Origin of the sequence: Pseudomonas sp. G11 (assembly GCF_029457515.1) — a bacterium.
Lineage (GTDB): Bacteria > Pseudomonadota > Gammaproteobacteria > Pseudomonadales > Pseudomonadaceae > Aquipseudomonas > Aquipseudomonas gorinensis.
In genome coordinates this window covers 4,994,582-5,019,925 of record NZ_CP120377.1, presented here as the reverse complement: position 1 = coordinate 5,019,925, position 25,344 = coordinate 4,994,582, and the positions used below count along the sequence as shown (strand labels likewise).

Annotated in this window: 24 protein-coding genes; 15 read left to right on the top strand and 9 right to left on the bottom strand. The window is 62.9% G+C overall.

The genetic code is table 11. From position 1 onward, the window contains the following. Window positions 1-55 precede the first annotated feature (55 nt). Together P2T68_RS23000 and yghU are read left to right on the top strand one after the other, a co-directional pair. Window positions 56-1,291 (top strand): MFS transporter, encoded by a 1,236-nt coding sequence (locus P2T68_RS23000; RefSeq protein WP_024074773.1) that lies wholly within the window; start codon window positions 56-58, stop codon window positions 1,289-1,291. Between the two features lie 44 nt (window positions 1,292-1,335). Next, on the top strand, window positions 1,336-2,169 hold the full coding sequence (yghU, locus tag P2T68_RS22995; protein ID WP_277378328.1) for a glutathione-dependent disulfide-bond oxidoreductase: 834 nt from the start codon (window positions 1,336-1,338) through the stop codon (window positions 2,167-2,169). 78 nt (window positions 2,170-2,247) lie between these two features. Here yghU and P2T68_RS22990 read toward each other — a convergent pair whose 3' ends face one another. From P2T68_RS22990 to P2T68_RS22980, 3 genes are read right to left on the bottom strand one after another with little or no spacing between them, the layout of a single operon-like run. Then, window positions 2,248-3,174 (bottom strand): sugar ABC transporter substrate-binding protein, encoded by a 927-nt coding sequence (locus tag P2T68_RS22990; RefSeq protein ID WP_277378327.1) that lies wholly within the window; start codon window positions 3,172-3,174, stop codon window positions 2,248-2,250. A gap of 19 nt (window positions 3,175-3,193) precedes the next feature. Next, window positions 3,194-3,973 carry a TIM barrel protein gene (locus P2T68_RS22985; protein ID WP_024074776.1) on the bottom strand — a complete coding sequence of 260 codons (780 nt, stop codon included), beginning with the start codon at window positions 3,971-3,973 and terminating at the stop codon, window positions 3,194-3,196. Continuing rightward, entirely contained in the window at window positions 3,973-4,989 is a 1,017-nt protein-coding gene (locus tag P2T68_RS22980; protein WP_024074777.1) for a Gfo/Idh/MocA family oxidoreductase, read from the bottom strand. Before P2T68_RS22980 ends, P2T68_RS22985 begins: the two co-directional genes overlap by 1 nt. A 185-nt stretch (window positions 4,990-5,174) precedes the next feature. Here P2T68_RS22980 and P2T68_RS22975 point away from each other — a divergent pair, with 185 nt between their 5' ends. Further along, window positions 5,175-7,148: a sigma 54-interacting transcriptional regulator gene (locus P2T68_RS22975; protein ID WP_277378326.1), complete on the top strand. Its 1,974-nt coding sequence runs from the start codon at window positions 5,175-5,177 to the stop codon at window positions 7,146-7,148. Between the two features lie 222 nt (window positions 7,149-7,370). Here the strand turns inward: P2T68_RS22975 and P2T68_RS22970 are convergent, their stop codons facing one another. Beyond that, a complete protein-coding gene (locus P2T68_RS22970) occupies window positions 7,371-8,414 on the bottom strand; it encodes a LacI family DNA-binding transcriptional regulator (RefSeq protein WP_069075751.1) in 1,044 nt (347 codons plus the stop codon). A gap of 162 nt (window positions 8,415-8,576) precedes the next feature. On the opposite strand from P2T68_RS22970, the gene P2T68_RS22965 reads away from it, so the two are divergent. From P2T68_RS22965 to P2T68_RS22945, 5 genes are read left to right on the top strand one after another with little or no spacing between them, the layout of a single operon-like run. After that, the gene (locus tag P2T68_RS22965; protein ID WP_102625597.1) at window positions 8,577-9,671 is read left to right on the top strand and encodes a fatty acid desaturase family protein; all 1,095 of its coding nucleotides are present in this window, start codon (window positions 8,577-8,579) and stop codon (window positions 9,669-9,671) included. Window positions 9,672-9,698: 27 nt separating this feature from the next. Continuing rightward, the gene (locus tag P2T68_RS22960) at window positions 9,699-10,019 is read left to right on the top strand and encodes a MocE family 2Fe-2S type ferredoxin (RefSeq protein ID WP_024074781.1); all 321 of its coding nucleotides are present in this window, start codon (window positions 9,699-9,701) and stop codon (window positions 10,017-10,019) included. 2 nt (window positions 10,020-10,021) lie between these two features. Further along, on the top strand, window positions 10,022-11,221 hold the full coding sequence (locus P2T68_RS22955; protein WP_277379770.1) for an FAD-dependent oxidoreductase: 1,200 nt from the start codon (window positions 10,022-10,024) through the stop codon (window positions 11,219-11,221). Between the two features lies 1 nt (window position 11,222). Then, window positions 11,223-12,041, top strand: coding sequence for a sugar phosphate isomerase/epimerase (locus tag P2T68_RS22950; RefSeq protein WP_277378325.1), 819 nt, complete (start codon window positions 11,223-11,225; stop codon window positions 12,039-12,041). A gap of 50 nt (window positions 12,042-12,091) precedes the next feature. Next, complete coding sequence (locus P2T68_RS22945; protein ID WP_069075747.1) at window positions 12,092-13,054, top strand: Dyp-type peroxidase; 963 nt, start codon at window positions 12,092-12,094, stop codon at window positions 13,052-13,054. Here the strand turns inward: P2T68_RS22945 and P2T68_RS22940 are convergent. Both P2T68_RS22940 and P2T68_RS22935 read right to left on the bottom strand, forming a co-directional pair. Beyond that, window positions 13,049-15,031, bottom strand: a complete 1,983-nt coding sequence (locus tag P2T68_RS22940; RefSeq protein ID WP_277378324.1) for a hypothetical protein — start codon at window positions 15,029-15,031, stop codon at window positions 13,049-13,051. The two genes, P2T68_RS22945 and P2T68_RS22940, sit on opposite strands and share 6 nt — an antisense overlap. A gap of 60 nt (window positions 15,032-15,091) precedes the next feature. After that, window positions 15,092-15,964 carry an undecaprenyl-diphosphate phosphatase gene (locus tag P2T68_RS22935; RefSeq protein ID WP_024074786.1) on the bottom strand — a complete coding sequence of 291 codons (873 nt, stop codon included), beginning with the start codon at window positions 15,962-15,964 and terminating at the stop codon, window positions 15,092-15,094. A 179-nt stretch (window positions 15,965-16,143) separates the two neighbouring features. Between P2T68_RS22935 and P2T68_RS22930 the strand changes: the two genes are divergently transcribed. Both P2T68_RS22930 and P2T68_RS22925 read left to right on the top strand, forming a co-directional pair. Further along, window positions 16,144-16,650, top strand: a complete 507-nt coding sequence (locus P2T68_RS22930) for a GNAT family N-acetyltransferase (RefSeq protein ID WP_041161159.1) — start codon at window positions 16,144-16,146, stop codon at window positions 16,648-16,650. A gap of 80 nt (window positions 16,651-16,730) precedes the next feature. Then, on the top strand, window positions 16,731-16,997 hold the full coding sequence (locus P2T68_RS22925) for a hypothetical protein (protein ID WP_024074787.1): 267 nt from the start codon (window positions 16,731-16,733) through the stop codon (window positions 16,995-16,997). Here the strand turns inward: P2T68_RS22925 and P2T68_RS22920 are convergent. Then, entirely contained in the window at window positions 16,994-17,935 is a 942-nt protein-coding gene (locus P2T68_RS22920; protein ID WP_193690492.1) for a GlxA family transcriptional regulator, read from the bottom strand. The two genes, P2T68_RS22925 and P2T68_RS22920, sit on opposite strands and share 4 nt — an antisense overlap. 172 nt (window positions 17,936-18,107) lie before the next feature. Between P2T68_RS22920 and P2T68_RS22915 the strand changes: the two genes are divergently transcribed. The 3 genes from P2T68_RS22915 (at window position 18,108) to P2T68_RS22905 (ending at window position 20,615) form a co-directional block, all read left to right on the top strand. Next, window positions 18,108-18,737, top strand: coding sequence for a TetR/AcrR family transcriptional regulator (locus tag P2T68_RS22915; protein ID WP_069075744.1), 630 nt, complete (start codon window positions 18,108-18,110; stop codon window positions 18,735-18,737). Beyond that, window positions 18,734-19,411: a type 1 glutamine amidotransferase domain-containing protein gene (locus tag P2T68_RS22910; protein WP_069075743.1), complete on the top strand. Its 678-nt coding sequence runs from the start codon at window positions 18,734-18,736 to the stop codon at window positions 19,409-19,411. The genes P2T68_RS22915 and P2T68_RS22910 overlap by 4 nt, the downstream gene beginning before the upstream one ends. A gap of 79 nt (window positions 19,412-19,490) precedes the next feature. Then, the gene (locus P2T68_RS22905; RefSeq protein ID WP_150054792.1) at window positions 19,491-20,615 is read left to right on the top strand and encodes an alkene reductase; all 1,125 of its coding nucleotides are present in this window, start codon (window positions 19,491-19,493) and stop codon (window positions 20,613-20,615) included. Window positions 20,616-21,566: 951 nt separating this feature from the next. On the opposite strand, the gene P2T68_RS22900 is transcribed toward P2T68_RS22905, so the two are convergent. Both P2T68_RS22900 and P2T68_RS22895 read right to left on the bottom strand, forming a co-directional pair. Further along, window positions 21,567-22,565: an NAD(P)H-quinone oxidoreductase gene (locus tag P2T68_RS22900; protein WP_024074792.1), complete on the bottom strand. Its 999-nt coding sequence runs from the start codon at window positions 22,563-22,565 to the stop codon at window positions 21,567-21,569. After that, window positions 22,562-23,794 (bottom strand): YbfB/YjiJ family MFS transporter, encoded by a 1,233-nt coding sequence (locus P2T68_RS22895; protein WP_277378322.1) that lies wholly within the window; start codon window positions 23,792-23,794, stop codon window positions 22,562-22,564. Before P2T68_RS22895 ends, P2T68_RS22900 begins: the two co-directional genes overlap by 4 nt. A gap of 111 nt (window positions 23,795-23,905) precedes the next feature. On the opposite strand from P2T68_RS22895, the gene P2T68_RS22890 reads away from it, so the two are divergent. Then, the gene (locus tag P2T68_RS22890) at window positions 23,906-24,781 is read left to right on the top strand and encodes a LysR family transcriptional regulator (RefSeq protein WP_024074794.1); all 876 of its coding nucleotides are present in this window, start codon (window positions 23,906-23,908) and stop codon (window positions 24,779-24,781) included. 81 nt (window positions 24,782-24,862) lie between these two features. Then, window positions 24,863-25,249, top strand: coding sequence for a DoxX family protein (locus tag P2T68_RS22885; protein ID WP_024074795.1), 387 nt, complete (start codon window positions 24,863-24,865; stop codon window positions 25,247-25,249). The last annotated feature ends 95 nt before the right edge of the window (window positions 25,250-25,344 follow it).

The following is a 25,344-nucleotide window of genomic DNA, read 5'->3' as shown; positions in this document are numbered from 1 at the left end:
TCCAGGGAGCGGAACCTAGACTGGCCGTCACGCTAATGCCTGAGGATGTCTTGTGATGAATGATTGTGTGTCCCATGCCCCTGTCGATTGCAGGGTAGAACCGACCACGCCGGCGTGGATGGCGGTGTTTTCCCTGGCGATGGGCGTGTTCGGCCTGCTCACGGCGGAGTACCTGCCGGCCAGCCTGCTGACGCCGATGGCCCTGGACCTGGGCGTGTCCCAAGCGTTGGCCGGGCAAGCGGTCACGGTCACGGCGGTGGTGGCCTTGTTCGCCGGGTTGCTGGTGCCTGGCCTGACGCGCGGTATCGACCGGCGCCTGGTGCTGTTGGGGTTCTCCACGCTGATGATTGCGTCCAACCTGCTGGTGGCGTTCTCGTCCAGCCTGTTGGTGCTGTTGTTGATGCGCATCTTGCTGGGCATTGCCCTTGGTGGTTTCTGGAGCATGGCGGCCGCGGTTGCGATGCGCCTGGTACCGGCGGCGTTGCTGCCCCGTGCCCTGTCGATCATCTTCAGCGGCATTGCGCTGGGTACTGTCGTCGCAGTGCCGTTGGGCAGCTACCTCGGCGGCCTGTACGGCTGGCGCAGCGCGTTTGTCGCTGCCGCCGCCGTTGGCGTGGTGACCCTGGCGTTCCAGCTGTTCACACTGCCACGCCTGGCACCCCGTGGCACCGCACGCCTGCGCACCGTACTTGATGTACTGCTGCGCCCCGGCATTGCCGTGGGCATGTTCGGCTGCGTGCTGGTGCACACCGGGCACTTCGCGCTGTTTACCTACATTCGCCCGTTCCTGGAAAGCACCACCGGGGTCGGCCCCCAAGGGCTGGCACTGATGCTGCTGGGGTTTGGCGCGGCGAATTTTGTCGGCACGCTGCTGGCCGGGTGGTTGCTGGTGCGCAATCCCCGTGGAACCCTGGTGTTGATGCCGGTCCTGGTGGGCGTCGCTGCGTTGGCCCTGGTGCTGCTGCCGGCATCGCTGCCGGGCCAGGCGTTGCTCCTGGCGCTGTGGGGCATGGCCTTCGGCGGCGTGCCGGTAGCGTGGTCGAACTGGGTGGCGCGTGCGGTGCCAGATCAGGCGGAAAGTGCCGGTGGCATGGTGGTCGCTTCGGTGCAATCGGCAATCGCGGCGGGTGCCGCTGGCGGGGGCGCGATGTTCAGTGCCACCGGTATCGACGGGGTGTTTCTGGGCGCGGGTTGCTTGATGCTGCTGGCAGCGTTGTTGATCGCCCTGCGTGTGCAGGTGCCCCGGCACGCTGAGGCGGGGAGTGTGACGCACCACCCGTCTTTGGTTTAGTCTCAAGCGCTTCGCTGATCGCAAACGCTGCTGGAGTCGTAAGCATGACCGAGTATGTACCCCCGAAAGTCTGGACCTGGGACACCGAAAGCGGCGGCACCTTCGCCAGCATCAACCGCCCGATTGCCGGCGCCACCCATGAAAAGACACTGCCAATCGGCAAGCACCCGTTGCAGTTGTATTCCCTGGCCACGCCCAACGGGCAGAAGGTCACCATCCTGCTCGAAGAATTGCTGGCCCTGGGGCACCGCGGCGCGGAGTACGACGCCTGGCTGATCAAGATCGGCGATGGCGACCAGTTCGGCAGCGGCTTTGTCGCGGTCAACCCGAACTCCAAGATCCCGGCCTTGATGGACCACAGCGGCGCCCAGCCGATTCGCGTGTTCGAGTCCGGCGCGATCCTGCAGTACCTGGCCGAGAAGTTCGGCGCGTTCTTCCCCACCGAGCCGGGGGCCCGCGCGGAGTGCTTGTCGTGGCTGTTCTGGCAGATGGGCAGCGCGCCTTACCTGGGCGGTGGCTTCGGGCATTTCTATGCCTATGCACCGAGCAAGATGGAATACCCGATCAACCGTTTTGCCATGGAGACCAAGCGCCAACTGGACGTGCTTGACCAACGCCTGGCGGTGAGCGAATACATCGCCGGGGATGAATACACCATCGCCGACATTGCCATCTGGCCGTGGTACGGCGGGCTGGTCAAAGGCCGCTTGTATGGGGCCGCGGAGTTTCTGTCGGTGCATGAGTACAAACATGTACAGCGCTGGGCGGAGGCGATTGAAGCGCGGCCGGCGGTGCAGCGTGGGCGGCGGGTGAATCGGGTCTCGGGTGAGCCCCATGAGCAGTTGGCCGAGCGGCATGACGCAAGTGACCTGGACTGATTGAGATCCAGGTGTGGGGGAGGGGCGGGGCGACGATTCGACTTGCCCCTCCCACAGTTGGATGTCCTTATCTTCGATTTATTTGTAGCGCTGTTCGAACACCGCCACCTGTTCAGGCTTGATGAGCTCGAACGGCACCCACACCTCCGACTCGATCGGCTCGCCCTTGATCATCTTGATCGCCGACTGCACTGCCTGAGTGGCCTGGGCCTTGGGGTCCTGGAACACCGAGGCGGTGAGCATGCCTCGCTTGATCGCCGCCAAGCCGTCGGGCAAGCCGTCGATGCCGATAATCGCGATCTCACCCTTGGCCTTGCCCGCCTGTTGCAAGGCCATGGCCGCGCCAATCGCCATTTCATCGTTGTTGGCCACGATGGCATCGAACTGCGTGCCCGCCAGCAACCAGTTGCTGGTCAAGTCCATGCCCTTGCTGCGTTGCCACTCAGCGCTTTGCTGCTCCACCACCTTGATGCCGGGAAATTCCTTGAGCACCTGCTTGGCGCCTTCGGTGCGGTCATGGGTGGCGTTCTGCGCGAGGTCGCCCATGATGATCGCCACATTGCCTTTGCCGCCGAGTTTGTCCGCGAGGTAGCGCATCTGCAATTGCCCGGCTTCGATATCGTTGGACGCCACGGTGACGACGCCCTTGGGCAAGGTGCGCTCATCCGGATGGCGGTTGACGTACACCAGCGGCGTCTTGGCCGCCACGGCCGCGCGGGTCATGTTGGCGGTGGCGGCGGTGTCCACCGGCAGCACGATCACGGCGTCGACTTTCTGGTTGAGAAAGCCTTCGACCTGGTTGAGCTGGCGCACCACGTCGCCCTGGGCGTCTTCGAACTGGATCTGCACGTCCTGTTGTTTAGCGGCATTTTCCAGGCCGGTGCGCACGTAGGTCATGAAATTATCGTCGACCCGCGCGATGCTCACGCCGATGCGATACGCGGCGAAGGTCCATTGGCTGAACAGCAGTAAAAACGCAGCAACAAGCAATGAATAGCGATGCATGAGGGTGTTCCTTTTATTGTTATAGGGTGAACGCTTGACGGAAACGCTCCAGGGCCAACTCACTGTCGCCGCTGGCCCAGCCTTCGAGGCCGACCACGCCGTTGTAGCCCATGGCGTGCAGGGCCCTGGCAATGGCCGGGTAGTGGATTTCGCCGGTGCCAGGCTCCTTGCGCCCGGGCACGTCGGCCACCTGGATTTCACCGATGGCGCTGCCTGCGCGCTGGATCAGTTCGATCAGGTTTCCTTCGCCGATCTGCGCGTGGTAAAGGTCCAGGTTCATCTTCAGGTGCGGGCTGCCCACCGCTTCGATCAGCGCCAGGGTGTCGTCGGCGCGGGCGAACGGAACGCCGGGGTGGTCGACCTCAGTGTTGAGGTTTTCCAGCAGGAACACTCGGCCGGCGTCTTCGCCCAGGCGCGCGATTTTTTCCAGTGTCTTGCACGCGCTCAGCCACATGCGCCCGGTGGTCTGGCCCACGGGCTGCACCGGCAGGCCGCCGTCACCCAGGCCGGTGCCGTGCAGGTTGAGGCTGGGGCAGTTCAGGCGCTCGGCGACGCCGATGGATTCGCGCGCGCTGTCGAGCAGTTGGCGGATGCCGTCGGGGTCGGTAAGGCTGCCGCTGATATAGCCGGTCATCGAGGTGAAATCGGCGCCGGTGGCGGCGAGGGCGCTGATGTCCTTGTGGGTCCAATTCCAGATCTCGGCGCTGAAACCCAGTGCGTGGATGCGCTTCACGCGCTCGATGAAGGGCAGGTCGAGAAACACCATCTCGGCACTGATCGCCAGTTTGAACGGGCTCATCAGCGGGCCCCCTGCACGGCAACGGCCTTGCCGGTTTCGAACGACTCGATGCAGGCGCGGGCGATCGCCAGGGCGGCGCGCGCGTCTTCACCACTGGCCATGGGCTTGGCGCCGCTGCGCAAGCAGTCGACAAAGTGGTTGAGTTCGGCGATGTAGGCGTCGCGCAGCAGGTCGGTGTCCATACGCTGGGTGTCGGCCTGGATGCCCTGGGCCAGGTAGCGCACCAGGTCGGAGTCGTTGAGGCTGCCCATGCTCAGCATGCCGGCGCTGCCGAACACTTCGCCGCGCACGTCGTAGCCGTACACCGCCTGGAAGTTGGCCTCGGCGGTGGCGATGGCGCCGTTGTCGAAGCGGATCGCGACCACGGCGGTGTCGAGGAAGCCTTTGCTTTTGTACTCCGGCGCGATCAGTGCGTCGGCCATCACATACACCTGCACCGCTTCGGCACCGGGGTTGAGGTAGCGCAGGGTGTCGAAGTCGTGGATCAGGGTTTCCAGGAAGATCACCCACTGCGGCGAATTGGCCGGGTTATTGAGTGCCGGGTCGCGGGTCAGCGAGCGCAACAGCTGCGGCGTGCCGATGCGGCCGGCCGCCACGTCGAGGTGGGCGGTGCGGAAGCTCTTGGCGAAGCGCCGATTGAAACCGACCTGCAGCGGCACGCGCGCATCGGCCGCGGCGGCAATGGCGCGGTCGGCTTCGTCGAGGGTGATGGCCATGGGTTTTTCGCAGAAGATCCCCTTGCCGGCGCGAGCGGCGCTGATCACCAGTTCGGCGTGGCTGCGGGCGGGGGCGGCGATGAGGACGCCGTCGATGTCCGGGTCGTCGAGCAGCTGCTGCGGGTCGGTGTAGACCTTGTCCACCCCCAGTTCGGCTGCCAGGCGTGCGGCTTGGCCGGGAGTGGGGTCGGCGATGGCGGCGAGGGTCGCGCCGGGGATGTGTCGCGCAGCGGTCAAGCCGTGGAAGCTGCCCATGCGACCAGCACCGATCAAGCCCAGGCGGATGTTCTGTGTACTCATGAAATGACCCCTTTTTATTGTTGGCCGCAGGACAGCCCTGACTGGCAAAGGGGCAGGAGCAAAGGTTATGCCAATTTATAAGTGACTGATAATTAACAATTTATAAAATACAATAAACAAAATGTGTTCATTCTGATGACATGCCTATACTGACATGTCAAAAACATGAACATGGGTACCTCACGATGAGCATGGCGTTCAGCATGCAAGACCTCGACTACCTGACGGCCCTGGGGCCGGCGGCGCTGAACGACGGCCCCATTGCCGCGCTGGAACACGCGTGGCGCGCGTGCCTGGCCGGGCAGGTGCAGCGCCCGGCCGAGGTGCGCCAGGTAATCTGGGACTCGTGGCGGCGCAGTGTCGATGCCGGTATCGACCCGCAGGACAGCCAATACCGCTTCGCCGCCGCCGACACGCTGGCGACCACCCTGGCCAGCCACCGCGTGCTGATCGCCGCCGCCGCGCAAGTCATGCACGGCTTGTTGGCCTACAACCCTCGCGGCCATATCAACCTCACCGACGCCGACGGCATCACCCTGTATTTCTGCGGGCTGGACATCACCCCCGTCGGCAGTCGCCTGCTCGAATCAGTCCAGGGCACCAATTGCACCGGCCTGGCCCTGGCCGAAGACCGCCTGGTGTACGTGCTGGCCGAGGAGAACTTCGGCAGTGGCCTGCGCCAGCGCCGCATGCACTGCGCCGCCGCGCCGATCAGGAATGCCCAGGGCCAGACCCTGGCGATGCTGACCCTCACTGCCGAGCCCGGCTGGTTTCACTTTCACACCCTCGGCACCGTGCAAGCCGCCGCCGAAGCGGTCTCTCGTCAGATGGCCCTGCAAGCGCTGTTGGAAGAGCAGCAAACCGTGCTCGAAGTCCTCAACGAGGGCCTGGTGGTGCTCGATGAGCGTGGCTGCATCAAGGCGCTCAACCGTTATGCCCGGCAACTGTTCGGAGTGGGGCTGGAACTGATCGGCAGCCCGTTCCAGCGCCTGGGCCGCAGTGAGTTGAGTGACGCCATTCTTCTACGCGGCGGTGAGTCGGTGCGTGACCTCGATTGCACCTTCCACCTGCGCGACCGCAGCCAGCTCGCCTGCCTGGTCTCGGTGTGCCCGCTGGAGCAGGGCGGGGTGATCGTGTCACTGCGCGAGAACCGCCGCATCCGCGAAATCACCCGGCGCATCATCAGCACCCAGGCCCGCTATACCTTCGACACCATCCAGGGCACGTCGCGGGCGATCCAGGACGCGCTGCATCTGGGGCGTATCGCCAGTCGCAGTGAATCTACCACCCTGATCCTCGGCGAAAGCGGCACCGGCAAGGAACTGTTCGCCCAGGCCATCCACAACGCCAGCGACCGCGCCAACGGCCCGTTCGTGGCGGTCAACTGCGGCGCGATCCCACGCGATCTGGTGCAGAGCGAGCTGTTCGGGCATGTCGAAGGCGCATTCACCGGCTCGGCCCGTGGCGGGTCGGCGGGCAAGTTTGAACTGGCGGATGGCGGTACGATCTTTCTGGATGAGATTGGCGATATGTCCTTCGACGCTCAGGTCAGCCTGCTGCGAGTGTTGCAGGAAGGCGAGATCACCCGCGTCGGCGCGAAAAACTCACGGCAGGTGGACGTGCGCATCATCGCCGCGACCCACCGCAACCTTAGTCAGGCGGTGGCCGAAGGCGCGTTCCGTGAAGACCTCTACTACCGCCTCAACGTACTGAACCTGACCGTACCGCCGTTGCGCATGCGCCGTGAAGACATCCCGTTGCTGGCGCGGCACTTCCTTACACGCTGTGCTCGTTCGCTGCGTAAAGCGGTGCAGGGCTTTGCCCCGGATGCGCTGGAATTGCTCTCGGCCTACGCCTGGCCGGGCAATGTGCGCGAGCTGGAAAACAGCATCGAGCGCGCCACCAACCTGGCGACAGGCGAGTTGATCCAGGCGGCCGATCTGCCTCTGGAAACCAGACCGCGCGCCACGCTGCGCCACCACGAACCTCAGCCCGCCCAGGACCTGAGCAGCCACGAAATGCACGCCATCGTCGCCGCACTCAAAAGCACCGGCGGCAACATCCGCCTGGCCGCCCGGCAACTGAACGTATCGCGGGGTGGGTTGTACAACAAGATGAGTCGATTCGGGCTGAATGCCGGCGATTTTCGCGGCGCGTAAATTCAAAATGTGGGAGGGGCAAGCCCTAATGCCGTTCAGTTAAGCGTACATCGCCTTCTGTAGGAGCGAGCTTGCTCGCGAAAAACTCACAGGCGCCGCGTTGACTCAGGAAACACGCGTTATCGTTGACGTTTTTCGCGAGCAAGCTCGCTCCTACAAAAAAGCCTTAACTGAACGGCATTAGGGCTTGCCCCTCCCACATTTGATCCCCCTGTCTCAGGCTCACATGTTCTCCGAGGTGACAATCTGCGGCGCGATATGCACCCGATGCCGCACCGGATCAAACCCCTCGGCACTCTGCAATTCCACCAGCAACTGCACCAGCGCGTTCGCCGTCTGCCTGGGCTGTGAATCCATTACCACATCGATCAACCCCTGGCTCAGTGCCTGGCGTGACAGCGCCGTGGACTCCTGCAAGATGCAGCACAACGCCGGGCGCTTGGGCAGCTGCGCCAGGGCGCTGATGATGCCGTCGCCGCCGCCGCCGACCACACACAGGCCGCGCAGGTCGCTGTGGCGGGTGAGCAGGTCGAGGGTGGCTTCTTCGGTGATGTCGCAGTTGTCCAGGTTGATCAGCGGCTCCAGCGGTTTGAGCCCAGGTGCGTGTTCGGCCAGGTAGCTGTGCAGGCCTTCGACCCGTGCCTGGTGACCGAGGAAGCGATGGCCGCCGAGCAGGATCCCCACGCTGCCTTTGCGTGCGCCACAGGTGCGGGCGAGCAGCCAGCCCATGGTGCGGCCGACCACGTGGTTGTCCTGACCCACGTAGGGTTCAAGGGCTTGCTCGTGAATATCCGAGAGCAGGGCCACCACCGGCACGCCGGCCGCGCGGATCTGCGCCAGGCAGGCGTTGATCAGCGGGTGGGCGAAGCTGACCACGGCGAGGGCGTCGCACTGCACGGCCAGTTGTTCGATCTGCGCGACGATGGCGCTGGGTGTGCGGTCGTTGATGTAGTCGAACTGGCAGGTGAGGTTGGTGGTGGCGTGATGCTGCGCCGCCTCGCTGATCGACTGCGCCAGGTGGGCATAGAACGCTTGGGCGGTGCCCAGCAGCAGAATGCCGAAGCGATAGGTCGGCCGGCGTTCGCGGATGCGTTGGCCGATCAGCCGCGCAGCAAAATAGCCCACGGCTTCGGCGGCCTGGAACACCTGCTCGGCCGTCTGCGGATTGACTGGCGCGCGCGCATTCAGCACGCGGTCGACAGTGGCCACACTCAGGCCCGCATGGGCGGCGACGGTGGCGATGGTGGGGCGTTTATTGTTGTTCATGACAGCCCTCTTGAGCGTCTTGATAGAAAACTATCAAGCCCCGCTGGGCCTGGATGATAGCTTGATAGGGAATGGATTCAAGGCCTTGAGGGTGATTTAGCCGCACTCTATCGTTGGTTTCGCAAAGCACCTGAAACCTCTCGCTTGCGGAGAACAATAACAATGCCTGAACACACCGCTCATCACGCTCGGCGCGACTACAGCCTCACCGGTCCCGAAGCCGCCCGCGCGGCGGAAAAAGGCCTGGTCTCGGCCAGTTGGTACCAATCGCCGATTTCCCGTAAACGCATGAAAGAACTGATGCAACGCCGCGACGCCCCGGCCTTGCTCGATACCGCTATTTGGGTGACCGCGCTGTTCGCCACCGGCTTCGGCGGCTACTGGTTCTGGGGCACGTGGGCCTGCGTGCCGTTCTTCCTCGCCTATGGCGTGCTGTACGGCACCGCGTCCAACCCGCGCTGGCACGAAACCGGCCACGGCACCGCATTCAAGACCCGCTGGATGAACGACGTGCTGTACCAGGTCGCGAGCTTCATGTGCATCTTCGAGCCCCACGTGTGGCGCTGGAGCCATGCCCGGCACCACACCGACACCATCGTCGTCGGCCGCGACCCGGAGATCGTCGAACCACGTCCGCCGAGCCTGCCGATGATGGTGCTCAGCCTGTTCAACCTGCCCCTGGCCTGGAAGACCTTCAGCGGTGTGGCGCGCCATGCGATCGGCCAGATGAGTGCCCAGGAGCAGGACTTTATCCCGGAGTCCGAGTGGCCCAAGGTGTTCCGCGCCGCGCGTATCTGGGTCGGCATTTATGCGCTGGTCATCGGCACTGCGTTGTACCTGCACAGTTGGCTGCCGCTGATGCTGGTGGGCCTGCCGAGCCTCTACGGTGCCTGGCTCGGTTACGTGTTCGGCCTCAGCCAGCATGTGGGCCTGGCCGAAGACGTGCTCGACCACCGCAGCAACTGCCGCACGATCTACATGAACCGCGTGCTGCGTTTTATCTACATGAACATGAACTACCACCTCGAGCACCACATGTACCCAATGGTGCCGTACCACGCATTGGCGCAATTGCACGAAGAGATCCGCAACGACTGCCCGCCGCCGTACGCCAACCTGTTCGAGGCGTACAAGGAAATCATCCCGACGATCTGGAAACAGCGCAGCGATTCGACTTACTTCGTCCAACGTCCCATCGGCCCCAGTGCTGAACCGGCCGCCAGGGCCCCGATGCATGCAGAAGCCACTGCCGGCTGACACCCTCCAATAACAAGAGAAAACGCCATGAACGATCAATGGATCGACGTCTGCGCCGTGGGCGAAATAGACGCAGAAGACGTGCTGCGCTTCGATCACGGGCCGCACACCTACGCGGTGTTCCGCTCGGCGGACAATGAGTTTTTCGCCACCGCCGGCCTGTGCACCCACGAGAAAATCCACCTCGCCGACGGCCTGGTGATGGACCATGTGGTCGAATGCCCCAAGCACAACGGGCGCTTCGATTACCGTTCCGGCAAGGCCTTGGGCGCGCCGGTGTGCGTCAACCTCAAGACCTACCCGGTGCGGGTCGAAGCGGGGCGGGTTTTGCTCGCCGTCACGGCCTGATGATGACCGCCGCCCTGATCATCGTCGGCGCCGGCCATGCCGGTGGCCGCGCGGCATTGACCCTGCGTGAAGAAGGCTACAGCGGGCGCCTGATCCTGATCGGCGACGAGCCGCACGTGCCCTACGAGCGGCCGCCCCTGTCCAAAGGGCTGTTGCAGGGCAGCATGGACCTCGCCGGGTGCAGCCTGTGCGACAGCGCGCGGCTGGCCGAGTTGGGCATCGAACATATCGCCGGTAACCCGGTCCGCCAATTGGACCCGCCGCAACACCGCCTGCAACTCGCCGACGGCCAGTGGCTGTCCTACGCCGGCCTGTTGCTGGCCACCGGGGGCAGGGCGCGGCGTTTGCCCCAGGAACAGGCCAACGTGCTGTACCTGCGCACCCACGATGAAGCGCTGGCGCTGAAATCCGCGTTGCGCCCCGGAGCGCGGCTGGTGATTGTCGGCGGCGGGTTTATCGGCCTGGAAGTGGCGGCGACGGCGCGCGGCCTGGGTTGCGAGGTGACGGTGCTCGAAGCCGGGCCACGCTTGGCGGGCAGGGTGCTGGCGCCGGTCATCTCCGAGGCGCTGCTGAAGCTGCATCGCCAACACGGCGTCGACGTGCGCCTGAATGTGGCGCTGGAGTCGATCCATGCAGAGGCGGTGCAACTGGTGGATGGGCAATGGCTGCCCTGTGACCTGGTGGTGGTCGGCATCGGCATGCAACCGAATATCGAGCTGGCCGTGGCGGCGGGGCTGGAGGTGGGGCAGGGCATTCGCGTTGACACGCACCTGCGCACCGGTGTGCCGGACATCTACGCGGCAGGGGACGTTTGCGAGTTTCGCCTCGGCGGCGAGTACCAACGCCAGGAAACCTGGCGCAACGCCGAGGCGCAAGGGCGGCATGCCGCGCTCAACATGCTGGGGCGCGACGAGCCGTTCGAAGCGCTCCCCGGTTTCTGGTCCGACCAGTACGACTGGGGGTTGCAGACCGTGGGCGTGATCACGCCGCTGACCGTCAGCCGTGTATTGCCGGACGCGGGGCTGCTGCTGTTCTACCTCGACGCCGACCATCGCCTGCAAGGCGCCTGCGGCTGGGGCCCCGGCAATAGCGTGGCCAAGGATGTCAAGCTGTGCGAACGGCTGATCAGCGCGCGCATCGCCCTGAACCCTGCCAGCCTGGCCGACCCCCACGTGTCCCTCAAACACCTGCTGCGAGGCTGATATGCGCCAATTCCTGGTATTCCAATCCCTGTGGGCGATGCACACCGAGCCCGGCCCTCTGGAGGCCCAACTCGACCGTATCAAAGCCGCCGGTTTCGACGGCATTACCGATCACTATTGGCAAGCCGCCGATGTGGCGCGCCTACACGCCGCCGCCACGGCGCGGGGCCTGCAGATCGAAGGCCAGTTGTTCCCGCAAAGCGTCGACGACCTGGCGACCGCACTGGATGTGATCAGCCGCCACGGCTGCCACCACCTCACCCTGCAAGCCGATGTGCGCCCACGTACCCAAACCGAGGCCGCGCGTTTGATCGAAGGCTGGCAACGCCTGGCCGAGCAGGTGGACTTTCCGGTGCTGCTGGAAACCCACCGCTATCGCCTCACCAACGACCTGCTGTTCACCCTCGACCTGCTGGCGCAGATGCCCGACCTGAAACTGCTCGCTGACTTGTCCCACTACGTGGTCGGGCGCGAATTGCCCGAGCCCGGCGCCGTTGAAGACGATGAACAGATCCGCACGATCCTGCAGCACAGCTGGGGCTTTCATGGGCGTGTGGCCAGCAGTGAACAGGTGCAAGTCGCCCTGGCGTTTCCCCAGCACCAAGCCTGGGTGCAACGCTTTACCGAGTGGTGGCGCTACGGGATCGAAGACTGGCTGGCCCGCCCCGAAACCCCGCAAAGCCTTTCCTTCACCTGCGAACTGGGCCCGCCGCCCTATGCCATCACCGGCGCCGATGGGCATGAAATCAGTGATCGCTGGGCCGAGGCGTTGAAGCTCAAGGCATTGATTCGCGACGTGTGGCAGGAGTGTCGGAAATGATCTGCTAATCTGCGCGGGTTCACTCTCGCCCTTTAGCCTGGACTTCCACTATGTCGACTTCGTCTGTTCAGCCGCCTCTTGAGCCTCAGTCCGTCTGCCACCCCATCACCAGCAGCGCGATTTTCATGGTTGCCACCGTCGCGCCTGGCACTGAAGACAGCGTGCGCGCCTGGTGTGCGGACATCGCCGGGCTGGTGCGCTCGGTGGGTAAACGCGTGCCGGCGGGCAACCTCACGTGCGTCTGTGGCTTCGGCTCGCAGGCTTGGGACCGGCTGTTCGGCGCGCCACGCCCGGCCTCGCTGCATCCATTTCGCGAGTTCGGGGTGCCAGGGCGCATGGCAGTGTCGACGCCCGGCGACATCCTGCTGCACATCCGTGCCGAACAGATGGACCTGTGCTTTGAACTCGCCACCCAACTGATGACGGCCCTCGGTGACAGCGTCAAGGTCGTGGATGAAGTCCAGGGTTTCCGCTACTTCGACATGCGCAGCATCATCGGCTTTGTCGACGGCACCGAGAACCCGGTGGGGCGCAAGGCCGTGGGCTTCACCATCGTCGGCGACGAAGACCCCGAATTCGAAGGCGGCAGCTACGTGCTGGTGCAGAAATACCTGCACAACATGACCGCCTGGAACGGCCTGACCGTGGAAGCCCAGGAAAAGGTGATCGGGCGCACCAAGTTGTCGGATATCGAGTTGGACGATGCGGCCAAGCCGAGCAATTCCCACAGCGCGCTGACCGTCATCACCGACGAGAACGGCGAAGAAGTGAAAATCCTGCGCGACAACATGCCCTTCGGCCGTCCGGGCGCCGGGGAGTTCGGCACCTACTTCATCGGCTACGCACGCTCGCCGCAGCCACTGGAGCAGATGCTGGAAAACATGTTCGTCGGCCGCCCGGCGGGCAACTACGACCGCTTGCTCGACTTCAGCACGGCGGTCACCGGCGGTTTGTTTTTCGTGCCGTCGGCCGATCTGCTCGACGAACTGGCGGAGCGCAGCCCCGGCCTATAGGACCACCTCGAAATACCGATAGCTGATGGCCTCGATCGGCTGGGCTATGTGTTGGCGGTTGGATTCCTGCACGGTGAGCCCGGCTTTTATATAGGCCAGTTGCGGTGGGGCTGACAGGTAATCGGCAAGGTTGGCTTCAGCGCCCGGGAGGTCCGTGTAGAGATGAATCTGCTCTTCGGCGATCACGCCCTCGACGGTTTCGGTGATGTTTTGCCGGATAACGCCGCTCAGGAAGGTCGACAGAATCAACGTGTCGACAATCGGTATGCCGTCATAGGGAATCCCGCAGTGGGCCGGTCCGTTCAACAGCACCACGGGTTGGATCGAGAGCTTGTCAGGCAGCGGGAAATTGGCTTTCAGGCACTGCTTTCTAAAGGACTTTTCATGTTGTCGGATACCCTCGATTTTGCGTGCCAGTTGCGCGCAAGCCTCGATGACCTTGTCTCGATGCTTGAAGGTGCTCAGCGTATCGGCAGGTTGCAGGAAGCATTTTACTTCGCCGACCACCAGCGTACTGCCGATCAGCATCAGCAGGTCGATGTCCTCATACGGGGGCGCAGCGGTCTTCGGTAAGTTGAATGTGAAGGCATGCGGCATGATTCGAATGTGTTTTTTCAGGCGCGAGTCCTGGGCATAGCGTTCCAGGACCTGACGCGCATGGGTTTCGAACGAGTTGCCGCGCGCCGCCAGGTCGGCGCCCATCTGTCGCAACCAGATATTCACGTTGCGTTGGGTGGTGCCCCACAGCAGCGGCGTGAATAACACCAGCAGTTTATCGTCGTTGTAGGGGATTAACGGTTGCGTCCACAACTCGTTCTTACCGGTATCCGATTTGTCGGTGTGATCAAAGGTCAGGAAATCAATCAGTGCCCGGCTACGTGCCAGGTCCACTCCCAGGGATTCGGATACCGCATTGAGCAACGCGGTTCTATCGACCATCGGTGCAGCCACATGCACCAGCAACGAGTCGCCCAACGGTGTTTCAGGTGGCGCCTTGGGGGTATCCAGCAGGCATCTTGCCAGGCTGCACAGGACGGCCCAGCACCTGACCACGTCATGGAGGGTTGCTCCATCCAATTTGGGCGCCTGGAAGGCGGAATATCCGTTGTAGTACGGTTCCAGGGCTTCATGGATGATCAGGTAGGTGGCCAGGGCTGAGCGCTGGACCTCTGCGTCATCGGCGAGGTGGTAGTGAGTGACGCCCTCACGGTGGGTGATCGCACAGACAGGTCGCACAATCCCCAGTTCGGTGTGGGAATTTTGCGTGTAGTGCCTGCTGAAGTGCATGATCCGCGCGGTTGTCTTCGAATGAACGAGAATATTGCGCCGAAATTGACTGATGACCTTCCAGGCGGCGAAGTGCTGATTGCCTGGCGTGAGCAAGATCCTGGCACCGTGCTCGAATCTGTAGTCGTTCCACAGGCAGTCCTCCCAGTGCTCTTCAAGCACACCGTAAAAGGCACCCAGTTGATAGTCGTGGGCGACACGCTTGAGGTCGAAATGCGTGGTGCTGATATCCGGTTCTGACGCATCGCCTTTTTCCGCCAGCACCATCTGGATGGGCATTTGCAGCCCGTCGATATCGGCCTGGGCAACCTCATCGATCGAGTGCTCTGTACCCTGGTTGTCGGAAAACTTGGGCACCAGTTGCTGGCGCGTGATCTCGGCCGGATCGAGGTCACCGATGTTTTCGCGAATCTCCTTCGCGGCCTGCTCATACATCATGGCGTTCAGGTTGGCATGGGTGATGAACGCCAACAGTTTGTTCTTCTTGGGGATCTGCCGGTCAGCGGCAAAACTCAGCTGTTTGCGCAACTCACCAAACGCGCGGTAAAACCACAGGCCGGCTTGATGCAGGCTCTTGTCCTGTGCGTCAGCGGCGTCGGGATCCAGCGCTGCGTTCCACCGGTCAGGGTGGAAGCTGTGTTGGTTGGGACGTGAAATTTTCTGGTGTTGTACGCGTTTCAAGAAAGACATGTTCAGCGACCACTCCGTTGCGATCACTGAACTCTACCAGACGAATACCTGCGCCTCGGGTCAGCTCAGCAAGCCGGTACTGACCGCCACAATCAAGAACACCCCGAGCAGCGCGCGGTAGATCACAAAGGGCCAGGTGGAGAAGCGCTCCAGGAACTTCATCAGGCCCCAGATCGCAAAGAACGCCGACACGCTGGCCACCACCAGCCCAAACAGCAAATGCGGCCAGGCGTGGGCGGGCATGTCGGCGTGCAGCAGCACCCACAGCTCCTTCAGGCCGGCGAGGGCGATGGCCGGCAGGCCCAGCAGGAAGGAAAAGCGCGCGGCTTCTTCGCGTTTGAAGTTGAGGAACAGGGCCGCGGTGAGGGTCGAGCCGGAACGCGATACGCCTGGAATCAACGCGCCGATCTGGGCGACACCGACGATCAACGCATCCCGCAGGCGCATCTGGCTGACGTCCCGTGTATGCCGGGCACGCAGCTCGGCCGCCGCCAGCAACACCGCCATCACCACGCAGGAAATGCCGATCACCATCAGCCCGCGCAACGGCGAGTTGCAGGCATTCAAGGTCGAGGACAGCGCCAGGCCGGCAATGCCGATGGGGATCGTCGCCAGCACAATCGCCACAGCCAGCTTGAACCAGCGGTCGTTGTAGTCACCCCGGCGTACCGCGCCGATGCTGCCGGTGGTCACTTGGTGCACATCGCGCCAGAAGTAACTGACCACCGCAGCCAGCGCCGCCAACTGCATCGCCGCCGAAAACGCCGAGCCCGGGTCTTGCCAGCCGAGCAGGGCGGGTATCACGCGCATGTGGGCGGTGGACGACACCGGTAACAACTCGGTAATGCCCTGGATCACGCCCAGGATAAAGATTTGCAGGTAATCCAGAGAGGCGAAGCCCACATCCAGGCCGGCGGAACAGACGTTGGTCAAAATAGGTGTCCTTGAGAATAACGGGCGAGTCGGCGAAGTTTATTCCAAATGTTTCAAGAATTCGGCCAATGCAATCGCTATTTGCAATCGGTTCAGCAAGTAGAAAGGTGGAGACCGCTATTGGACTGGGGCGGGGTTTTGTGAACAATGGCGCCCTGTTTTTTTTCACCGAGAGCCCCATGCCTGAAACCACCGTTGAATTGATCCAGACCGGCCCCGAAGCATCCGAGTTGATCCGCAATCTTTACCAGTACTACGCCTACGAGTCGTCGGACTGGGAGCAGGAAGATGTCGAGGCGGACGGTCGTTTCTACATCCATGACGAACACCTGAACCGCTATTGGCAAGACCCGCAATGGAGCGCCAACCTGTTGCTGGTCGACGGTTATATCGCCGGCTTCCTGCTGATCGAGGGCAGCGAAGTGCCGGGCATCCATGCCTTGGAACTGGCCGACCTGTTTATCCTCAAGCGCTATCGTCGCAAGGGCATCGGCAGCGCGATCGCCACCCAGGTGCTGTGCAGCGGCGAGGCCGATTGGCTGGTGCGTTTCTATGACCAGGATGAAGTGTCCCAGGCGTTCTGGCGTACGGTGCTGGATAACCTGCCACGCCCGGTGCAGGCCATCGAGCTGGACGATGACCCGCAGTTGACCAGTTACCTGATTACCCGGGCGGCGTTGCATTGAACACAATGTTGAACTTAAACGCGGCGGCCTGTTCCTAATCTCGCTGGCCGTTCTGGCCCTTAATTTCACAAGGATGCGAAATGCACACAGTGTCTTTTTCCAAATACCTCGTTGGCGCTGCGCTGCTGCTGACTTTGGGCGGTTGCGTAACCATGTCGGGTGACTACGATGTCACGGCCGTCGACGCCTCGGGCGCTCCGATCAACATGGTGATCACCAGCCACGGCAGCGGTATCTATTCCTCGCGCAATATGTTCTGCCAGAACTTCCCGAAAGCCACGGTGACCATCCGTGACCTCAAAACCGGGGAAGAACTCAAGAGCGAAAGCCCTTACCACTGCCGCTAGGCACGCGTATTGAACAGCGCCTGTTGCATCGCCTGGGGCGGTTGCCCGAAAGCACGTAGAAACGCCTGGCGCATGCGCTCGCGATCACCGAAGCCGGTTTCGCGCGCCACTACTTCCACGGGGTGACGGCTGGTTTCCATCATCGCCCGCGCGGCTTCCACGCGCAGGGCTTCGATGGCTTTGGCCGGCGTCTGCCCGGTTTCTTCGCGAAATACCCGGCTGAACTGGCGCGGGCTCAGACGGGCGACGTCGGCCAAGGCGTCCACGGACAGATCGTGGGTGAGGTTCTCACGCGCGTAGGCCAGGGCCAGTTGCACGCGGTCGGACTTGGGGTCCAGTTCCAGCAAGGCGGACAACTGCGATTGTTCACTGCCGCGACGCTGGGCAATCACCAGCTTGCGCGCGATGCGCCGGGCGAGGTCGCTGCCCAGGTCGTTTTCCACCATCGCCAACGCCAGGTCGACCCCGGCGCTCATGCCGGCACCGGTCCAGATCTGGCCGTCGACGATGAACAGCTTGTCGTCTTCCAACTGGATAGCCGGGTAGCGCTTGCGAAAAGCCGGCGCATGAATCCAGTGCGTGGTGGCGCGCTTGCCTTCCAGCAACCCAGCCTCGGCCAGCACGAAAATGCCCGTGCACAGCGAGGCAATCCGCCGCGATTGCACCGACGCTGCCTTGACCAGCGCCAGCAGGTTCGCTTCCGGCAGGCGAAATTCCAGGTAACCGCTGACGATCAGGGTGTCATAGCCTTCGGGCCGAATCGGCGTGGTATTGACCGAGAACCCCTGGGACGTCATCACCGCGCCGCCGCTTTCCGACACCAGGTGAAACTCATAGGCCGGCTCACCACGCAGCAGGTTCGCGCACTCGAACACCGAGCCCAGGCTGAGGCTCAAGGATTGGAAGTTCGGGTAAACCATCAGCGCAACGCTGTGCATCGCATGTCTCCTGGGGCGTGGGAGAAGGGATTGTCGGTGGCTGCCGGGAAAACGGCAACCGCCTTTGCAGCGTGTCCGGAATCCTTGCGGATATGACATTGTGAGCGTAAGGCTCGGCTCCTAACATTCACTCCACGCACTAGACGACTGGTCTAATCGGGCGGAGTGAAGCATGAACAGCGAAACCAAAAGTGCACGGCAGACCATTCTGGAGACGGCGCAATCGATTGTGGGCCGCAAAGGGTTTTCCGCCGTGGGGTTGAACGAAATACTGCAAGCCGCCGATGTGCCCAAAGGTTCGTTTTATCACTACTTCGATTCCAAGGATGCATTTGGTGTCGTCTTGCTTGACACCTACTTTGATCGCTACGTGCAGGGAATGGCGCAACTCTTCGCCCAGCCGGGGTTATCCCAGCAGGCCAAGTTGATGCGCTATTGGCAAGCCTGGATCGACAACCAGACCGGCTGCACCGATGCAGGCAAATGCCTTGCCGTCAAACTCGGTGCGGAGGTGTCAGACCTTTCAGAGCCCATGCGATTGGCGCTGCATCGTGGCACCTCGCGCACTATCCAAATGCTCGCCGAGGCCATGCAGCGCGGCGTTGAAGACGGTTCCCTGGTGCTTGAACACAGCCCAAGGGATCTCGCCCATCAGCTGTATGCGTTATGGCTGGGCACCAGCGTCATGAACAAGATCACCCGTACGTCTGCGCCTTTTGATCAGGCGCTGTGGCTGACCCGACAGATGTTGGGTTGCCCTGAACACACTGACATTCACATCGATCGAGGCACTGGAACATGAAAGTATTAATGGTACTGACCTCTCACGACCAACTGGGCGACACCGGCCGCAAGACCGGCTTCTGGCTCGAAGAATTTGCCGCGCCGTACTACGCGTTCAAGGACGCCGGGGTCGAGGTGGTCCTGGCATCCCCGGCCGGCGGCCAGCCGCCCCTGGACCCGGTCAGTGACGCACCCGATGCACAAACCGAACAAACCCGCCGCTTTGCCGCCGACCCGGCTGCGCAGCAGGCCCTGGCCAACACGGTCAAATTGGACACGGTCAACGCTGACGACTTCGACACCGTGTTCTACCCAGGTGGCCACGGCCCGCTGTGGGACCTGGCGGAGTCGCCGGTTTCCATCGCCCTGATCGAGTCCTTCGAGCGGGCCGGCAAACCTATCGGCTTTGTCTGCCACGCGCCGGGTGCCTTGCGTCACGTCAAGGCGGTCAATGGCGAGCCGCTGGTCAAGGGCCGTCGCGTCACCGGCTTCTCCAATTCGGAAGAGAAGGCGGTGGGCTTGACCGATGTGGTGCCGTTCCTGATTGAAGATGATTTCAAGGCCCTGGGCGGCAAGTATGAAAAGGGCGCGGATTGGCAGTCCTTTGTCCTCGAAGATGGTTTGCTGGTCACCGGGCAGAACCCTGCCAGCTCCAGTGATGTGGCCAAGGCCCTGCTGAAACTCACCGCTTAAACCCCTGACACGCTGGATGGCTTGGCGACTCCCTGGAGTCGCCAATGCCTTCGCTTGTCCTCAATTTGGAAGTTCTCGAATGACCCACTCTGTTTTAAGTACCCCGATTTCACTGGGGCATCACACCCTGAACAACCGTGTGGTGCTGCCGCCCCTGACACGCCAGCGCAGCGCGCAACCCGGCGATATCGCCACCGACCTGATGGCCGAGTATTACCGCCAGCGCGCGACGGCCGGCTTTATGGTCAGCGAAGGCACGCAGATTGAACCGCGTGGCCAGGGTTACGCCTGGACGCCAGGCATCTACACCCCCGCGCAGATTGACGGCTGGCGCAAAGTCACCGACGCCGTGCATGCCGAGGGCGGGGTCATCTTCGCCCAGTTGTGGCACGTGGGCCGCGTGTCCCATAACGCCTTGCAGCCCGACGGCGCCGCACCGGTTGCGCCGTCCGCACTGGCAGCCGAGCAAGCCAAAGCCTTTATCGCAACCGGGCCGGGTGTGGGCGAGCTGATGCAACCGCCGGTGCCCCGTGCGTTGAGCACCCAAGAGGTCAAGGCACTGGTCCAGCACTACGCCCAGGCGGCACGCAATGCACTGGACGCAGGGTTTGACGGGGTCGAGATTCATTCGGCCAACGGTTACCTGGTCAACCAGTTCATCTCGGCCCACGCCAACCAGCGTGACGACGAATACGGCGGCTCACTGGATAATCGCCTGCGCTTTTTGCGTGAGATCGTCGAGGCGGTTTGCAAGGTGGTGGGGCCGGAACGGTTGGGCGTGCGTTTTTCGCCGCTGTTCAGCGGTACCGATGAGGACCGTGTGTATATCGGCCTGGTGGAAGAAGACCCGCATCACACCTACATCGAAGCGATCAAGGTGCTGCAAGCCTCGGGCATCGCCTATGTCTCCATCGCCGAAGCCGACTGGGACAACGCCCCCGTGTTGCCCGACACCTTCCGTGAAGCCGTGCGCAGCACCTTCAGCGGCCGCATTATCTATGCCGGTCGTTACACCGCTGAACGCGGCGCGAAACTGGTGGAAGCCGGGCTTGCGGATTTGATTGCCTTCGGACGGCCGTTCATTGCCAACCCGGATCTGCCGCAGCGGCTATTCAACGGCTGGCCGTTGAATCCGCTGCGGGAAGAGGGGATGTATGGTGGGGGGGAGGTGGGTTACATCGACTACCCCGTCTATTCCGAATAGTCACGCAATCAATGTGGGAGGGGGCTTGTTTCCGTGGCGGCCTTCGGGCCGACCATGTGGTTGGATTTGACCGAGTACATATCCGTTGCTGCGGTAACGGCTGCTTAGGGTTCCGCTCTTACAGCGGGTCACTTTTGGAAAAGAGCCCCAAAAGTAACCAAAAGGGCTCTTGCCCCAACACTCGGCACCTCGCTTAGGCTCGGTGTGCCCGAACCCAGGCTTTGGAGCGTGGGCCGCCGTCATGGGCCATCCCTGGCCCAGGACGGCTAACCCGGCGTCCTGCCGGGTTACCCACGGATTCAAGCCTGCGTTCGGCCAGCGTGGTTAACGGGGCGCCTGAGATCAAGATCAAGATCAAAAGCCAGAGCCAGAGCCAGAGCAGATCAAAAGATTGCTGACTTCGTCAGCGTTTAAGGAAATAGAAGCCACACCGCGTACGCTTCAATGATCAGGTCGGCTTTAAGGCCGCCTCGCTTTTGTTTTTGATCTGGGATCGCCCCGTCAAACACGCTGGCCGAACGCAGGCTTTGGAGCGTGGGTAACCCGGCAGGACGCCGGGTTAGCCGTCCTGGGCCAGGGATGGCCCATGACGGCGGCCCACGCTCCAAAGCCTGCGTTCGGGCACACCGAGCCTAGGCGAGGTGCCGAGTGTTGGGGCGAAGCGTTTTTGGTTACTTTTGGCGCTCTTCCAAAAGTGACCCGCTGTAAGAGCGGAACCCTAAGCAGCCGTTACCGCAGCAACGGATATGTACTCGCTAAAACTCCAAAAAAGCGGTCGGCCCAGAGGCCGCCACGGAACCAAGCTCCCTCACCCCCAAAGAGATTTTTCAGCCTGAAAGTTGTGCAGATACCCATGCTCGGATAGCGGTAGGACAGTCACAGTCATCATTGACTGACCTACTGCAATCGGGGGCAAGCCCCCTCCCACATTTAATAGGTGTTGCCTGCCGGTTACTCCACCCGCAACACAATCTTGCCGATATGGTCCCCACCTTCCATCCGTGCATGGGCCTGGGCGGCGTCGGTGTATTCGTACACCTTGTCGATGATCGGCAGGCACCGCCCGGCCTCCAGCACCGGCCACACATATTCGCGCAGTTGCTGGGCGATCGCGGCTTTCTCATCCTTGGTGCGCGCGCGCAACAGCGAGCCGGTGATCACCGCGCGTTTGCCGAGGATGCTCAGCAGGTCGACATCATTGGCCTTGGCGCCGCCGAGGAAGCCCAGCATCACCAGGTGACCGTCCATGGCCAGGGCCTTGAGATTGTTGTTGAGGTACGAGCCGCCCATGATGTCGAGGATCACGTCCACGCCCTGGCCGTCGGTCTGTTGCGCGATGACCTCGGCAAAATCCTGCTCGCGATAATGGATCGGCTCGCCGCCAAGCTGGGCAATGGCCGCGCATTTGTCGGCGCTGCCGGCGGTGGCGAAGGCCTGGATACCGAACTCGCGGCAGAGCATCAAGGCGGTGGTGCCGATGCCGCTGGTGCCACCGTGGATCAACACGCGCTGGCCGGTGTGCGCGCCGCCAAGGCCGAACAGGTTGGCCCACACGGTGAAGAAGGTTTCCGGTATGGCAGCGGCTTGAATCCAGTCCATGCCGGCGGGGATCGGCAGCGCCTGGCTGGCGGGCACCGTGCAGAACTGCGCATAGCCGCCGCCGTTGGTCAGGGCGCAGACCTTATCGCCCAGGGCGTATTCGGTCACGCCGTCGCCCAGCGCGGCGACTTCCCCAGCCACTTCCAGGCCAGGCAGCGGGTTCATGCCAGGTTTCATCGGGTACTTGCCGGCGCGTTGCAGGGCGTCGGGGCGGTTGACCCCGGCCGCATGCACGCGAATCAGGATCTCGCCGGGGCCCGCCACCGGTACATCTGCGCGGCGCGGCTGCAGCACCTCGGGGCCACCGGGGGTGGTGATTTCGATCAAGGTCATTTCTTTCGGGAGCGTCATTTCAGATTACCTGCAGCGATGAGCGTATGGGGTGGGACCGCGGCGGACGGTCGGCGGTTCAGCAGGCGCATGCCCAGTTCGAGTGCCAGGGCAACCACTATCGCCCCGGCGGCGATCATGAACAACCACCCATGCTGGCCACCGCTGAAGTTGAACAGGGCGGAATAGGCAAACCCCGAGAGCGCCTGGAAAGTGGCAAATGACACCGTGGCACGGCTCCACGCGACCTGCTGCTGATGATGGTTGGGGATCAGTTCATGCACCCGTGCCAGCGCCAACGGCACAATGCCCGGCGGGAAAGAACCGAGGAGCACCGCGAGTACCGCCAGGGCCGTCAACGAGCCGGCAAACGGCAACGACCCGACCGCTATCGCCTGCACCACCAGCACCACGCGAATGCTCAAGCGCGCACCCAGTTTGTCTGCCAGGAACCCGTAAGTGACCGGCCCCACAATCGAACCCAGGCCGTACATCACCCAGATCATCGCGCCGATATGCGCCCCGGCCCCCAGGCCACGGGCCACGTAATCCACCAGGAACACCATCGCCGGTACCAGCCCTGCGGCCATAAAGGCGTACTGGGCGAACAGCAGGTACACCCCGGATGGCGTCGCGACGGCCGGGCCGGAGGGCCGCGCATCTTCATGCAGCGTGCCCGAAGGCCAGGCGAACCAGCTGGCGGCGGTCAGCACCACGGCCAACAGGCCCAGGCCGAACCAGGTCTGCTGCAAGCCCAGGCTCAGCAGCGGGGGGACTATCGTGCCGGAGCCGGCGATGCCCAGGCCAATGCCGAGGAAGATCGCCCCACTGGCCAGGCCCCGACGTGCGGCCGGTACATGGGGCAACACGGTCGCGGCCACCAGCACCATGATCGCGCCACCGGCAATCCCCGACAGCAGGCGCCAGGCGAAGAACCACACTACCGACAGCGGGAAGCCACAGGCAAAGAACGCGAGGGTCACCGCCAGCATCATGAGGCGCAGCGCGGTCCTGTTCGAGGTGCGCTGGGCGATAGGCCGGCCGATCAGCGCGCCGATCAGGTAACCCACCAGGTTGGCGGCGCCGAGGTACACCACATCATTGGCGCTGAACCAGTGGGCCTGGATCAGCGATGGAATCAACGGCGTGTAGGCGAAGCGCGCCAGGCCGATGCTGACCAGGCTGGCACACAGGCCGGCGAAAATCGGCAGCCACAAGGCCGTGCGAGGGGGGGTATGAGTGTCGGGCATGACGGTGGTCCTGGGTATTTTCTCTGGCGCCCAGCATATCCAGGTTTTTCGATGCAATAATGCAGCGATTACACGTCATGGCGATGCAGATATGCATCACAAGGAGGCAGCATGAATTGGGATGACGCACGGGTGTTCCTGGCGGTGTGCCGCGAGTCGACATTACGCGGTGCCGCGCGGGTACTTGGGGTCGACCAGGCCACGGTCGGGCGGCGGGTCAACGCCCTGGAAAAGGCCTTGGGCGCGACGTTGTTCCTGCGCACCTCCGAGGGCTATGCATTGACCGCCGTTGGCGAGGCCGCCTTGCTCTCGGTGGAAAAAATGGAACGCTCGGCCCTGGATCTCCAGCGCCAGATCCAAGGCCTGGACGACCGCCTGACCGGCACTGTGCGGGTCAGCAGCACCGACTCCCTGGCCATCGACTTCCTGATCCCGGCGATCGCCCGGCTGCACCATCAGCACCCCGACGTGCGTGTGCAACTGGACGCTTCCACCCAGTTCCTCAGCCTGGCCAAGCGTGAAACCGACATCGCTGTGCGCAACATCCGCCCGGACAGCCCCGACCTGATCGCCCGGCGTATCGCGCGTTGGCCGGTGGGCCTGTTCGCTTCACAGGCGTATGTCGACCGCCACGGTGTGCCGGAGCCGGGCAGTCTGTTCGAAGGCCATGACCTGGTGGTCTACCAGCCGTACCTGCAAACCCAGAAGGACATGAGCCTGGTGTCCGAACCCTTGGGCCGTGGGCGCATTGTGGCCGCGTTGAGTTCCAGCCTGCTGGTACGCCGCTCGATTGCCGCCGGCATCGGTATCGGTGAAATCCCGGTGCCGACCGGCCAGATGGACGGCCTGGTGCGTGTGTGGCCGGAGCGTACGCGGCCCTTGCCGTATGACGTGTGGCTGGTGACCCATGCCGACTTGCGCCACACCGCGCGGGTACGGGCGGTGATCGACGAGATCGTCGCCGGGTTTTCCGGCACCGGGGAGTAAGGTCAGCACACGGTTGCAAGCGTGCGCAGCGCTCTGCGGACACAATCGACGTCGATAACGTGTCAACCCACCGGAGCGCATATGAACGAATCAAGACACCAGGACATCGGGCTGTTATTTCTGCGGGTCAGCGGGGCGCTGTTCCTGCTGTGGGTGCATGGCCTGCCCAAATTGCTCAACTACAGCGAGCAGTTGAAGCTGATCGAAGACCCGTTTCACCTCGGCGCCCATGTCACCCTGCTGCTGGCGATATTCGCCGAAGTGCTGTGCCCGCTGTTGATCATCGCCGGGGTGCTGGTGCGCCTGGCGTGCCTGCCGATCCTGGCGGTGCTGTTGATTGCGATGGTGGTGGTGCATCCGGAGTGGACGTTGCTGGAAGGGCAATTCGGCTGGCTGCTGTTGATCATTTTCACCAGCATCCTGATTGCCGGGCCAGGTCGCCTGGCGCTGGAAAAAAAGGCCGGTTAAACCCTGCCCTTGTAGGAGCGAGCTTGCTCGCGAAGAACCCAAGAGCGACGCGTTAAATCTGATTGACTGCGTCATCGTTGACGATCTTCGCGAGC

Bases quoted from the DNA above. Each gene is read 5' to 3' on its own strand.
- P2T68_RS23000 (WP_024074773.1), top strand. From the start codon at position 56: ATGAATGATTGTGTGTCCCATGCCCCTGTCGATTGCAGGGTAGAACCG.
- yghU (WP_277378328.1), top strand. From the start codon at position 1,336: ATGACCGAGTATGTACCCCCGAAAGTCTGGACCTGGGACACCGAAAGC.
- P2T68_RS22990 (WP_277378327.1), bottom strand. From the start codon at position 3,174: ATGCATCGCTATTCATTGCTTGTTGCTGCGTTTTTACTGCTGTTCAGC.
- P2T68_RS22985 (WP_024074776.1), bottom strand. From the start codon at position 3,973: ATGAGCCCGTTCAAACTGGCGATCAGTGCCGAGATGGTGTTTCTCGAC.
- P2T68_RS22980 (WP_024074777.1), bottom strand. From the start codon at position 4,989: ATGAGTACACAGAACATCCGCCTGGGCTTGATCGGTGCTGGTCGCATG.
- P2T68_RS22975 (WP_277378326.1), top strand. From the start codon at position 5,175: ATGAGCATGGCGTTCAGCATGCAAGACCTCGACTACCTGACGGCCCTG.
- P2T68_RS22970 (WP_069075751.1), bottom strand. From the start codon at position 8,414: ATGAACAACAATAAACGCCCCACCATCGCCACCGTCGCCGCCCATGCG.
- P2T68_RS22965 (WP_102625597.1), top strand. From the start codon at position 8,577: ATGCCTGAACACACCGCTCATCACGCTCGGCGCGACTACAGCCTCACC.
- P2T68_RS22960 (WP_024074781.1), top strand. From the start codon at position 9,699: ATGAACGATCAATGGATCGACGTCTGCGCCGTGGGCGAAATAGACGCA.
- P2T68_RS22955 (WP_277379770.1), top strand. From the start codon at position 10,022: ATGACCGCCGCCCTGATCATCGTCGGCGCCGGCCATGCCGGTGGCCGC.
- P2T68_RS22950 (WP_277378325.1), top strand. From the start codon at position 11,223: ATGCGCCAATTCCTGGTATTCCAATCCCTGTGGGCGATGCACACCGAG.
- P2T68_RS22945 (WP_069075747.1), top strand. From the start codon at position 12,092: ATGTCGACTTCGTCTGTTCAGCCGCCTCTTGAGCCTCAGTCCGTCTGC.
- P2T68_RS22940 (WP_277378324.1), bottom strand. From the start codon at position 15,031: ATGTCTTTCTTGAAACGCGTACAACACCAGAAAATTTCACGTCCCAAC.
- P2T68_RS22930 (WP_041161159.1), top strand. From the start codon at position 16,144: ATGCCTGAAACCACCGTTGAATTGATCCAGACCGGCCCCGAAGCATCC.
- P2T68_RS22925 (WP_024074787.1), top strand. From the start codon at position 16,731: ATGCACACAGTGTCTTTTTCCAAATACCTCGTTGGCGCTGCGCTGCTG.
- P2T68_RS22920 (WP_193690492.1), bottom strand. From the start codon at position 17,935: ATGCACAGCGTTGCGCTGATGGTTTACCCGAACTTCCAATCCTTGAGC.
- P2T68_RS22915 (WP_069075744.1), top strand. From the start codon at position 18,108: ATGAACAGCGAAACCAAAAGTGCACGGCAGACCATTCTGGAGACGGCG.
- P2T68_RS22910 (WP_069075743.1), top strand. From the start codon at position 18,734: ATGAAAGTATTAATGGTACTGACCTCTCACGACCAACTGGGCGACACC.
- P2T68_RS22905 (WP_150054792.1), top strand. From the start codon at position 19,491: ATGACCCACTCTGTTTTAAGTACCCCGATTTCACTGGGGCATCACACC.
- P2T68_RS22900 (WP_024074792.1), bottom strand. From the start codon at position 22,565: ATGACGCTCCCGAAAGAAATGACCTTGATCGAAATCACCACCCCCGGT.
- P2T68_RS22895 (WP_277378322.1), bottom strand. From the start codon at position 23,794: ATGCCCGACACTCATACCCCCCCTCGCACGGCCTTGTGGCTGCCGATT.
- P2T68_RS22890 (WP_024074794.1), top strand. From the start codon at position 23,906: ATGAATTGGGATGACGCACGGGTGTTCCTGGCGGTGTGCCGCGAGTCG.
- P2T68_RS22885 (WP_024074795.1), top strand. From the start codon at position 24,863: ATGAACGAATCAAGACACCAGGACATCGGGCTGTTATTTCTGCGGGTC.